Origin of the sequence: Paraburkholderia sp. JHI2823 (assembly GCF_038900695.1) — a bacterium.
Taxonomy (GTDB): domain Bacteria; phylum Pseudomonadota; class Gammaproteobacteria; order Burkholderiales; family Burkholderiaceae; genus Paraburkholderia; species Paraburkholderia mimosarum.
In genome coordinates this window covers 99,578-110,335 of the sequence record NZ_JAYMRY010000027.1, presented here as the reverse complement: position 1 = coordinate 110,335, position 10,758 = coordinate 99,578, and the positions used below count along the sequence as shown (strand labels likewise).

The following is a 10,758-nucleotide window of genomic DNA, read 5'->3' as shown; positions in this document are numbered from 1 at the left end:
TCCCCGCCCAGGTGTAAACGCGGGGACGGTGCGTGTATGGGGCCCTGTTCGCGGGCATATAACCAGCGCGGCATGACCTCAATGCGACGCGCGCGATGGGAGCACAAATCGCGTTCGCCTAACCTTCGCTCCATCCATAAAGAGATGTCAAAACGATGAGCGCCGCACGGCTTTCGCACATCGCAGGTTCGGCGTGCGGGAGCCTTTCAGAAGCAAGGCGCCGGCAACGCGTCGACACGACCATTCAATCGAGACGAACCTGATGACGGATCGGGCCGGTGAGCCACGAACCGTTTCAGCATGCTGATAAAGGAGGCACTCACCATGATCGAACCCCACGCGCAGCCGCTTGCCGGCACGACCGGGGCCGCAGTCGAGCCGATCGCCGAGCCCACCGGCCTCGGCACGGCCACTGGCTTCATCGACCGTTATTTCGACGTTGCCGCGCGCGGCAGCTCGCTGCGCCAGGAGGCGATCGCGGGCGTCACGACCTTCCTCGCGATGGTCTATTCGGTGTTCGTCGTGCCGGGCATGCTCGGCAAGGCGGGCTTCGACACCAGCGCCGTATTCGTGGCCGTGTGCCTCACGACGGCGTTCGGCTCGCTGCTGATGGGCCTGTGGGCGCGCCTGCCGATCGCGATCGGCTGTGCCATCTCGCTCACGGCGTTCACGGCCTTCGGCCTCGTGCTCGGCAAGGGGCTCAAGCCCGAAGTGGCGCTCGGCGCGGTGTTCCTCATGGGCCTCGTGTTCACGGCGATCTCGGTGACGGGCGTGCGCTCGTGGATCCTGCGCAATCTGCCGCACGGCATCGCGCATGGCACGGGCATCGGCATCGGGCTCTTTCTGCTGCTGATCGCCGCGAACGACGTAGGTCTCGTCATCAAGAATCCAGGCGCGGGCCTGCCCGTTTCGCTAGGCCCTATCACGTCGCTGCCCGTGATCCTTTCCGTGATCGGGCTCGCTGCGATCTTCGGCCTCGTGCGCCGCCGCGTCCCGGGCGCGATCCTGATCGTGATCGTCGCGATCTCGGCACTCGGCCTCGCCATCGATCCGGCCGTGACCTTTCACGGCGTGTTCGCGTGGCCTTCGCTCTCGGCGCCGGGCCATGCCTCGCTGATCGGCGCGATGGACATCAAGGGCGCGCTCTCGCTCGCCGTGTTGCCCAGCGTGCTCGCGCTCGTGATGACGGCCGTGTTCGACGCCACCGGCACGATCCGCGCCGTGGCGGGGCAGGCGGGCCAGCTCGATGCGAACGGGCGCATTGTCAACGGCGCTCGCGCGCTCACGGCCGACTCGCTCAGCTCCATCTTCTCGGGCTTCTTCGGCGGCGCGCCGGCGGCGGCCTATATCGAATCGACGGTGGGTGTGGCCGCAGGCGCACGGACGGGCCTCGCCGCCGCCCTGGTGGGCGTGCTGTTCCTCGCGGTGATGTTCTTCGCCCCGCTCGCGGGCCTCGTGCCCTCGTACGCGACGGCGCCCGCGCTGATGTACGTGGGTCTCATGATGCTATCGAGCGTGAGCCGACTCGACATGGCCGATATGGTCGACGCGATGTCGGGCCTCGTGTGCGCCGTGTTCATCGTGCTCACGGCGAACATCGTCACGGGCATCATGCTGGGCTTCTGCACCCTCGTGATCGGCCGTTTGGTGAGCGGCGAAATCCGCAAGCTGAACGTGGGCACGGTCGTCATCGCCGGCGTGCTGGCCGCGTTCTACCTCGGTGGCTGGTCTATCTGAGCAGGGCCCGGCCGGTCGTTCGCCGCGTGACCACGGCGGCGGAATGGCCCGCGTCGCTTCATGGCGGCGCGGGCCGTGTCGCTTTTGCGTCGCGCAGGCCTGCAGGCCGCGTTAGTCCGGCAGGACGCTGTTGCGCGCGTTGCCGGCCTTGCGAGGTTTGCGCGGCTTGGGCTCCACGCCGATACGCGCGTCGCGCGCGAGGACGAGGGTGGCCAGCCGTTCGGCGGTGTCCTCGAACGCGGCATCGGCCTGCGGTACATAAAGCCATTTGCCGAGCACGGGATGCGCACGCAAGGCCGGCATCACCTCGATGAGCGACGCGTGGTGCTCCTGGGACGTGCAAACCAGCAAGCCGTTGAACGGCGGGTCGCGGTCGGCGGCCACGAGGCACAGCAGACCGTCCAGATACGCGGCGTCGCAGCCGAACATGCGCTTGCAGAGGTAGCCTGGCTCGCGCTCGAAGGCGTCGAATATCCAGAGCAGCGAGTTGCGGATTTTGGACGGCATGGGCTGGCGGACTTGGGAGAGGCCGCGCGGCGAAACAAGGCCGCGCGGCGGAATCGACATTCTAGCGGCGGCGTTGGGAGGGTGCGCGCCGCCGTCTTCCGCCATTGCCTGGCGCATGCATCGGCATCGTCCTTGACATCCCGCGTTCGTCGCCTATGCTAAACCATATGGTTAAGTATGAAGACGCCGCCCTCGACCGCACGTTCGCGGCGCTCGCCGATCCCACGCGGCGCGCGCTGCTGGCGCGCCTCGCGCAGCACGACGAACTCTCGGTGAGCGCGCTCGCGCAGCCGTTCGCGATGTCGCTGCCGGCGGTCATGAAGCATCTGGACGTGCTCGCTCAGGCGGGCCTCGTCACGCGCGCGAAAACCGGCCGCACCGTGGCCTGCCGGCTCGCTGCGGGGCCGATGGAGGACGCGATGCAATGGCTCGCGCACTATCAGCGCTTCTGGAGCGACGCGCTCGATCGTCTTGCCGCATTCGTGGAGGAAGATGCATGTCGACCCAACCCTCAGCCGGGCCCGGAGCCGGCGCCGCCCGTCGTGCCCAGGACGCTCCGAGCCTCACCGTCCGGCGACGCATCGACGCCATCGCCGCGAAGGTCTACGCCGCGTGGACGCAGCCGGCGCAGTTGATGCGCTGGATGCAGCCGCTCGACACCACCTGCATTCACGCCGAAGCCGACGTGCGCGTGGGCGGGCGCTTTCGCGTGATCATGCGCGGCGCGAACGGCGAGACTCACGAGGTGAGCGGCACGTATCTCGAAGTCGTGCCGGAGCAGAAGCTCGTGTTCACGTGGGCATGGCGCGACACGCCGGAGCGGGAGTCGCTCGTTACGATGACCCTGCGCGCCGACGGGCCGGCGACCGAACTCACGCTCAAGCACGAACGCTTCTTCGACGAAGCGGTGCGCGATTCGCACAACGAGGGCTGGACGAGCGCGATCGATAAACTGGTGGCGCTGCTCGACTCGGAACAGAACTGAGCGGCGCGGGTTCACAAAGGAGGCGGCGAGCATGGAATCTCACAAGATTGTTTCGCAGAACGAATGGACCGAGGCGCGCAAGGCGCTTCTTGCCGAAGAGCGCGCGTTCACGCACGCGCGCGATGCACTGGTGGCGAAACGCCAGGCGTTGCCATGGGTGAAAGTCGACAAGACGTACACCTTCGAAACCCCACAAGGCCCGCGCACGCTCGCCCAGCTGTTCGGCCCGCGCAGCCAGTTGCTCATCTATCACTTCATGCTCGGCCCGGAGTGGGAAGAGGGCTGCCCGGGCTGCTCGTTTCTCTCCGATCATGTAGATGGCGCGCTGACGCATCTGGAGCATCACGACGTGACCTATGTCGCCGTTTCCCGCGCGCCGCTCGCGAAAATCGAGGCGTTCAAAAAGCGCATGGGCTGGCGCTTCCCTTGGGTGTCCTCGCATGGCAGCGACTTCAACTTCGACTATCACGTCTCGTTCAGCGAGGCCGACAAGGCGCGCGGCAAGGCGATCTACAACTATGCGGAGCAGGATTACATGAGCGACGAGCTGCCCGGTGTCAGCGCGTTCTACCGCGACGAAGCGGGAAATGTGTATCACACGTATTCGACGTACGCGCGCGGCGCAGAGATGCTGATCGGCACGTATGCGATGCTGGAGTTGACCGCGAAGGGCCGAAACGAAAAGAAGGACATGCGCGAGTGGATGCGTCACCACGATCGCTACGAAAATGCGCCCGCGCAGTCGTCGTGCTGTGGGCACGAAAAATCATAGCGGCAGTGTAACGGGCAAGATTGGTTGTTGGCGCAACGAAAGTCGCCGCGCCAGCCGCGAAATCATCGTGCGAGTTTTGCACCAATCTCGTACGAATTTCGCACGATGATTCGCGCTAGAGCGACATCTCGAACGCGGGGCGCAACAACACTTCGATCGCCATCACGATGAGTCCCATCGCGCCGGCGGCGAGCGTCAGCGTGCCATATTCGTCGTAGCGCACGTCGTGGAGGCACGCGAGGATGAACAGGATGGCGAGCAGATTGGTCAGCCAGTCGAAGTTCAGCGCGAGTAGCATTGGCGTATCCGGTGCCGGCGCATGCGGGGCGCGGGCAGGTAGTGCGAAATGCCCGGATTCTAGCGGACCGGCCTTACGGATACGCAACAATGACGTGCGGTGTCGCACCTATTTTTGCGGAACTCGCATCTCAGTGCGGATCCAGTCGACCACCGACGTACGCGACGGTTGCCAGCCGAGCAGCGCGCGGGCGCGCTCGCCGCGCACGCGGCTGTTCGAGCCGAGGCCATAGGACGCCATTTCATAGCCCCATTCCTCGATCGCGGCTTCGAGCGGCCAGTCCTGCGGGGCGCCGAGCCCCATGACATCGGCGAGCGCCGTGGCCATGTCGCGGAAGTTCGCTTCGCCGCTTTCCACGAAGTAGAACGTGCCCGCCGGTGTGTTTTCCAGCGCGAGGCGGTAAAGCTCCGCCACGTCGCCGACGTGGACGTTCGACCAGATGTTCAGGCCGCGCCCCACGTGGCGCATCACGCCGCTCTTTTGCGCCTGGCGGATGAGCCGCGGCAACTGCACGCTCGCCGCACCCCGCACGGCGCCCTCGCCGTAGATCAGCGTGTTGCAGAGCACGGCGCTCTTCACGCCGCGCGCCGCGCTCGCGAGCACGAGCTTGTCGATGGCCACGCGAGCCGCCTTGTCGGCAGTCGGTTCGGGTAGGGCATCTTCGTGATAGATGCGCGCGGTCGCCTCGCCGCCCGAGGCGTCGCCCACGATGCTCGAGCCGCTCGTGTGCAGCAGCGTCTTGCCGGAGCCTTCGAGCGCGTCGATGAGCGCCTCGACCGCGCCGCGATGGTCGCTGCTCGCGGCGTTGATCACGGCGTCGGCGGCGCGCGCTTGTGCCATCAGCGTCTCGCGGTCGTCGAGATCGCCCTGCACGGGCGCGATGCCGAGCTTTTCGAGGTCGGCGAACTGCTCGGGCCGGCGCACGAGGCCGTGCACCTCGTGTCCCGCGCGCACGAGGTGCGCCGCGATCGTCCCGCCGATGAAACCGCCTGCGCCTGTCACGAAAACTTTCATGGGTTGCTCCCTAGTGTCCGGATTGCGTTGGCGGCCAGTATCGGTGCATCCGTGCTTTGCAAAAAGCGTGTTAGTCTCAAATGAATCTTGACTGCAGATCAACAATATCAACGATGAAGACGTCGACCGACGAACTGCTCGTATTCGTCACGGTGATCGACGCGGGTTCGATCACAGCCGCCGCGGAAAAGCTCGAACAGACGGTATCGGGCGTGAGCCGCGCGCTCACCCGGCTCGAAAAGCAGCTCGGCGTCGCACTGATCCTGCGCACGACGCGGCGCTTGCAGCTCACGGAGGAGGGCGAGCTGTTTCTGGAGCGCGCCCGCGCGATCCTCGCCGCGATGGCGGACGCCGAGGAGGCCGTCACGCGTCACCGCGAGCGCCCTTCAGGACGGCTGCGCGTGGACGCCGCCACGCCGTTCATGCTCCATTGCATCGTGCCGCACGTCGCGGCGTTCGCGCAGCGTTATCCGGAGATCCAGCTCGAACTCACGAACAACGAGCGCATCGTCGATCTGCTAGAGCAGCGCGTCGATATCGCAATTCGCATCGGTACGCTCCAGGATTCCACGCTTCACGCGCGTGCGCTCGGCACGAGCCGGCTGCGCATCGTCGCCAGTCCCGGCTATCTCGCCGCGCACGGCGCGCCGCGCAGCGTGGCGGCGCTGGGCGGGCATCGGCTGATCGGCTTCACGGCGCCCGCGCATCTGAATCGCTGGCCGCTGCGGGCGGCCGCAGGCGACGGCGTCACCGACGGCGTAGCCGGACCGCAGGCAGCGCTGGAGGCGCAACTGGCCGAGCCCGGCTACACGATCGCACCCTCGCTCCTCGCGTCGAGCGGCGAGACGATACGCCAGCTCGCGCTCGCCGGCAGCGGCATTGCCTGCCTCTCCGACTTTCTCACCACGGCCGACCGCGAGGCCGGGCGCCTCGTGACCGTGCTCGACGATGCGCTCGTCGAGGCGCGCCAGCCGGTTCACGCCGTGTACTACCGCAGCGCGGCGCTCGCGGCCCGCGTGCAGTGCTTTCTCGCATTTATCGGGGGCAGGCTGCAACTCGACGCGTGACGGGGCAAGCGGCGCTCTCGTGGATAGTCCCAGGTCACGCGGGCCAGGAAGAGGAGTTGTATAGACAGGCGCGCCAGGCTAGACTTTCGGCCAATTTCGCGACTTGTATAGACAGGATTCGACCATGCTCCCGACCCTTCGCCTCACGCCCGGCCATCTGACCCTGCCCAACCTGCGCCAGATCGCGCGCGAGGCCGTGCGGCTCGAGCTCGATCCGGCCAGCTTCGCGGCCATCGATGCGGGCGCGCGCGCCGTTGCCGAAATCACGGCGAAGGGCGAGCCCGCCTATGGCATCAACACGGGCTTCGGGCGTCTGGCCAGCACGCATATTCCGAACGACCAGCTCGAACTCCTGCAGCGCAATCTGGTGCTCTCGCACGCCGTGGGCGTGGGCGAGCCGATGTCGCGTCCGGTCGTGCGTCTCTTGATGGCGCTGAAGCTGTCGAGTCTCGGCCGCGGTCATTCGGGCATTCGCCGCGAAGTGATGGATGCACTCATCGCGCTCTTCAACGCCGACGTTCTCCCGCTCATTCCCGTGAAGGGCTCGGTGGGCGCCTCGGGCGACCTCGCGCCGCTCGCGCATATGTCGGCGGTGCTGCTCGGCATCGGCGAAGTGTTCATTCGCGGCGAGCGCGCCAGCGCGGAAGCGGGTCTCGCCGCCGCGGGCCTCAAGCCGCTCGCGCTCCAGGCGAAGGAAGGTCTCGCGCTCCTGAACGGCACGCAGGCTTCCACGGCGCTCGCGCTCTACAACCTGTTCGCGATCGAAGACCTGTACCGCACGGCGCTCGTCTCCGGCGCGCTCAGCGTCGACGCGGCAGCGGGTTCGGTGAAGCCGTTCGACGCGCGCATCCACGAGCTGCGCGGCCATCGCGGCCAGATCGAGGCGGCCGCCGCTTACCGCACGCTGCTCGAAGGCTCGGCGATCAACCTCTCGCACCGCGACTGCGGCAAGGTCCAGGACCCGTACTCGCTGCGCTGCCAGCCGCAGGTGATGGGCGCGTGCCTCGACCAGATGCGCCACGCCGCACAGGTGCTGCTCATCGAGGCGAACGCCGTCTCGGACAACCCGCTGATCTTCCCGGAAACGAACGAAGTGCTTTCGGGCGGCAACTTCCACGCCGAGCCGGTGGCCTTCGCCGCCGACAACCTCGCGCTGGCCGCCGCCGAAATCGGCGCGCTCGCCGAGCGCCGCATCGCGCTGCTCATCGACGCGACGCTCTCGGGCCTGCCGCCTTTCCTCGTGAAGGACGGCGGCGTGAACTCGGGCTTCATGATCGCGCACGTGACGGCGGCCGCGCTCGCCTCGGAGAACAAGACGCTCGCGCATCCGGCCTCGGTGGATTCGCTGCCGACCTCGGCGAACCAGGAAGACCACGTTTCGATGGCGACGTTCGCCGCGCGCAAGCTCGCGGACATCGCGGAGAACACGGCCAACATCCTCGCGATCGAGCTACTCGCCGCGGCCCAGGGCGTGGATCTGCGCGCGCCGCACCACACGAGCCCGGCGCTCGCGCACGTGATGCAGTCGGTGCGCGCCGAGGTGCCGCATTACGATCTCGACCGTTACTTCGCGCCGGACATCGCAGCGCTCACGCGTCTCGTGCAGAACGGGGCGATCGCCAGGCATAGCCCGTTCGCGTTCGAGTCCGAGGCGCAATAACGCAAAATCGCGCGAAATCACGCGAACCAAAGCACGGGCCAAGGCGATGAACGCACCCGCGTACCAGGGGATCAAGGACTTCATCCTTGCGCGCATCCATGCGGGAGAGTGGTGCGAGGGCGACCAGGTGCCTTCGGAGAACGAACTGGCGCGCGAGTTCAGGGTCGCGCGCATGACCGTGAACCGGGCGCTGCGCGAACTCACCGCGGAGCAGGTGCTCACGCGCGTGCAGGGTGCGGGAACGTTCGTCGCGCGGCCCAAATACGAGTCGACGCTCGTGGCGATCCGCAGCATCTCCGACGAAATCCTCGCGCGCGGACACCGCTATCGTGCCGAGGTGCTGGAGATCGGCGTGCTCGCCGCCGACGAGGCGCTCGCCATCGAAATGGGGCTGGCCGCGAACGACAAGGTGTTCAACTCGCGCGTGCTGCACTTCGAGAACGACGAGCCCGTGCAGCTCGAGGAGCGCTGGGTCAACCCCGCCATCGCGCCCGACTACGCGGCGCAGGACTTCACGCACATCACGCCGAACCAGTACCTCGTGCGCGTGGCGCCGCTGCAGGGCGTGGAGTACCGCATCGAGGCGCTCGCCCCTGAAGCGGATACGCGGGCGCGTCTGGGCATGGGCGAGGCCGAGCCCTGTCTCGTGCTGCACCGGCGCACCCGCTCGCGCGGGCTCGTGGCGACGGTCGCCAATCTTTGGCATCCGGGTAGCCGCTACCGCTTCACGGGCCATTTTTGATCGGGCCGCGTAGGTCGCGCCGCGTAGGTCGCGCCGCGCAGGTCGGGCCGCGTAGGTCGCGCCGCGAAGGTCGCGCCGCGCAGGTCGGGCCGCACAGGTCGATCAGCGCAGGTCGGGCCGCGCCGGTGAGGCCGTGCGTGACGGGCCGTGCGTGCGCCGCACCGCTGTTCGCCGTTTTCTTCCGCTTTTCCTGTGCCTGGCCGATCGGGCTCGGCATATTCCTTGCTGGTTCTTCCCAATGGAGCGCGGCGCGTGCCGACAGGGGCCAAAGAGCTCGTGTAACCGGCCCTCGGTGCGCCGCAGCCCGTATCATTGGCGTGTGTGCGAACGAAGGAGGAGCCCCGCAATGGACGATGCCAACGCCACGCTCATGCCGATGTGGCGGGCCAATCTGGTGCTGCTCACGCGCGAGGTCGGCTCTGCCACGCGGCTCGCGCGCATGATGACGTTTTCCGCGAGTTACATGAAGCTGATCGTGTCGGGCCAGCGCGACTTCAGCGCTGAGTTCGTGCGCGGCGTGGAGGCCGTCACGGGCCTGCCCGAAGGCTGGATGGATGTGAGGCACGACAGCGCCGAGGTGCCCGACGAAGCGCGCGAAGCGATTGCGAGCGAGACGCCGCGCGCGCGCTTTCGCGGTACCGCGCATCCGGTGCGCAAGGCGCCCGTGCTGCGCGCGGAGCCGATCTTCGGCCAGGGCGCGAAGCGCGAGGAGGGGGCGCCCGCGCCGTCGTCCGAGGCACACCGGCGTCTCGCGGGCATGCGCAAGATCCGCGATCTCGCCGCGCAGGACGTGCGCAAGCTCGAACGCTATCTCAGCGTGCCGCCGGTCGAGCCCGCGGTGCTGCGCTCGCGCATCGAGGACGTGATCAATTACGCCGATCCGGACGAGCGCGTGCGCGCCGATCTCGAAGGCCGTCTGGAGCAGATCGAGAAGCATCGCGAAATGCTGCTGAGGCATGTCACGCGCCTCTATGCGCTGCTTTCCCGGCTAGGCGACGAATGATGCGTTGCCCGCGCCGGCGCCCACATCGTTGCGCGCAGTGTCCCGCGCATCGACGGCCAACGAATCAGCGCTCCTGGACGCGCAGTTCCGCGAGTATCTGATCGGCGAGAAAGTCGCACGGCGGACGATTCGAACGCGCGCTGCGCGCAAGCACCACTTCGAGTTCTGGCAGCGCGGGCAGCCCGTGCTGGCGGCCGAGCGTGACGAAGTTCTCAGGCACCGCGCAGCGCGCGAGCGGCGCGATGGCGAGTCCGGCGGCCACCATGCTGCATAGCCCCATCAGGCTCGGACTCTCATACGACGTGCGATACGCGATCTTCGCGCGCTCCAGCGCCTGAATTGCGTTCGTGTGTGCGACGCTGCCGCCGCCGAAGAGGGCGACCGGCAGCGGCCGCTCGCGCCAGATTTCCCGCCCGCTCGCCGCGCTCACGGCGGCCGGTGGCGCGGCCCACACCATCGGCTCGAAGCGGATGAACTCACCGGCCAGGCCACGCGTGCGCGTCACGCAGGCAAGATCGATCTTGTTGTCCTTCAGAAGCGGCATGAGCGAGCTGCTCGGCAGACCGATCACCTGGATTTCCACCTTGGGCCAGTTCGCCGAGAACTTGCGCAAGACGGGCGGCATGAGCGACGAAGCATAGTCGTCGGGCACGCCGATCGACACCCGCCCCGTAACCTCCGGGTGCGCAAGCGAGGCCCACGCCTCGTCGCGCAGCGCGAGCATGCGCCGCGCGTAGGCGATGAGCGTCTGCCCGTCGGGCGTGGGGGTCACGCTGCGCGGCGCGCGGATGAAGAGCGGCTTGCCGATGGACTCCTCGAGGGCGCGAATCTGCATGCTGAGCGCCGCCTGCGAGCGGTGCACGAGCGCGGCGCCGCGCACGAAGCTGCCGGCGTCCGCAACGGCCACGACCATGGCGAGCACGTCGAGATCGAGGGTCTTCATTGGTATAAGAAAAATTGATCGAAGACTTCA

Annotated in this window: 12 protein-coding genes; 8 read left to right on the top strand and 4 right to left on the bottom strand. The window is 67.4% G+C overall.

The window, feature by feature from the left end; all coding sequences use genetic code 11:
- The first annotated feature begins 300 nt into the window (after positions 1-300).
- Positions 301-1,737 (top strand): NCS2 family permease, encoded by a 1,437-nt coding sequence (locus VSR34_RS25550; RefSeq protein ID WP_342963893.1) that lies wholly within the window; start codon positions 301-303, stop codon positions 1,735-1,737.
- A 111-nt stretch (positions 1,738-1,848) separates the two neighbouring features.
- Here VSR34_RS25550 and VSR34_RS25545 read toward each other — a convergent pair whose 3' ends face one another.
- Positions 1,849-2,244, bottom strand: coding sequence for a hypothetical protein (locus tag VSR34_RS25545; protein ID WP_342963896.1), 396 nt, complete (start codon positions 2,242-2,244; stop codon positions 1,849-1,851).
- A gap of 167 nt (positions 2,245-2,411) precedes the next feature.
- Between VSR34_RS25545 and VSR34_RS25540 the strand changes: the two genes are divergently transcribed.
- The 3 genes from VSR34_RS25540 to VSR34_RS25530 are packed head-to-tail and all read left to right on the top strand — an operon-like array spanning position 2,412 to position 4,001.
- Positions 2,412-2,879 (top strand): metalloregulator ArsR/SmtB family transcription factor, encoded by a 468-nt coding sequence (locus VSR34_RS25540; RefSeq protein ID WP_342963892.1) that lies wholly within the window; start codon positions 2,412-2,414, stop codon positions 2,877-2,879.
- Positions 2,825-3,229: an SRPBCC domain-containing protein gene (locus VSR34_RS25535; RefSeq protein WP_081723485.1), complete on the top strand. Its 405-nt coding sequence runs from the start codon at positions 2,825-2,827 to the stop codon at positions 3,227-3,229. Before VSR34_RS25540 ends, VSR34_RS25535 begins: the two co-directional genes overlap by 55 nt.
- A 31-nt stretch (positions 3,230-3,260) precedes the next feature.
- A complete protein-coding gene (locus tag VSR34_RS25530; protein ID WP_028213615.1) occupies positions 3,261-4,001 on the top strand; it encodes a thioredoxin family protein in 741 nt (246 codons plus the stop codon).
- Between the two features lie 115 nt (positions 4,002-4,116).
- Here the strand turns inward: VSR34_RS25530 and VSR34_RS25525 are convergent, their stop codons facing one another.
- The gene (locus VSR34_RS25525; protein WP_028213616.1) at positions 4,117-4,299 is read right to left on the bottom strand and encodes a hypothetical protein; all 183 of its coding nucleotides are present in this window, start codon (positions 4,297-4,299) and stop codon (positions 4,117-4,119) included.
- A 108-nt stretch (positions 4,300-4,407) separates the two neighbouring features.
- The gene (locus tag VSR34_RS25520) at positions 4,408-5,313 is read right to left on the bottom strand and encodes an NAD-dependent epimerase/dehydratase family protein (protein WP_342963891.1); all 906 of its coding nucleotides are present in this window, start codon (positions 5,311-5,313) and stop codon (positions 4,408-4,410) included.
- Positions 5,314-5,426: 113 nt separating this feature from the next.
- Here VSR34_RS25520 and VSR34_RS25515 point away from each other — a divergent pair, with 113 nt between their 5' ends.
- The 4 genes from VSR34_RS25515 to VSR34_RS25500 all read left to right on the top strand — a co-directional run bounded on the left by VSR34_RS25515 (position 5,427) and on the right by VSR34_RS25500 (position 9,785).
- Entirely contained in the window at positions 5,427-6,380 is a 954-nt protein-coding gene (locus VSR34_RS25515) for a LysR substrate-binding domain-containing protein (protein ID WP_342963890.1), read from the top strand.
- 124 nt (positions 6,381-6,504) lie between these two features.
- Complete coding sequence (hutH, locus tag VSR34_RS25510; RefSeq protein WP_342963889.1) at positions 6,505-8,040, top strand: histidine ammonia-lyase; 1,536 nt, start codon at positions 6,505-6,507, stop codon at positions 8,038-8,040.
- A 46-nt stretch (positions 8,041-8,086) separates the two neighbouring features.
- Positions 8,087-8,782: a histidine utilization repressor gene (gene hutC, locus VSR34_RS25505; protein ID WP_342963888.1), complete on the top strand. Its 696-nt coding sequence runs from the start codon at positions 8,087-8,089 to the stop codon at positions 8,780-8,782.
- A 346-nt stretch (positions 8,783-9,128) separates the two neighbouring features.
- Positions 9,129-9,785, top strand: a complete 657-nt coding sequence (locus VSR34_RS25500; protein ID WP_028212105.1) for a hypothetical protein — start codon at positions 9,129-9,131, stop codon at positions 9,783-9,785.
- Between the two features lie 64 nt (positions 9,786-9,849).
- Here the strand turns inward: VSR34_RS25500 and VSR34_RS25495 are convergent, their stop codons facing one another.
- Positions 9,850-10,728, bottom strand: coding sequence for a LysR substrate-binding domain-containing protein (locus tag VSR34_RS25495; protein WP_028212106.1), 879 nt, complete (start codon positions 10,726-10,728; stop codon positions 9,850-9,852).
- Between the last annotated feature and the right edge of the window lie 30 nt (positions 10,729-10,758).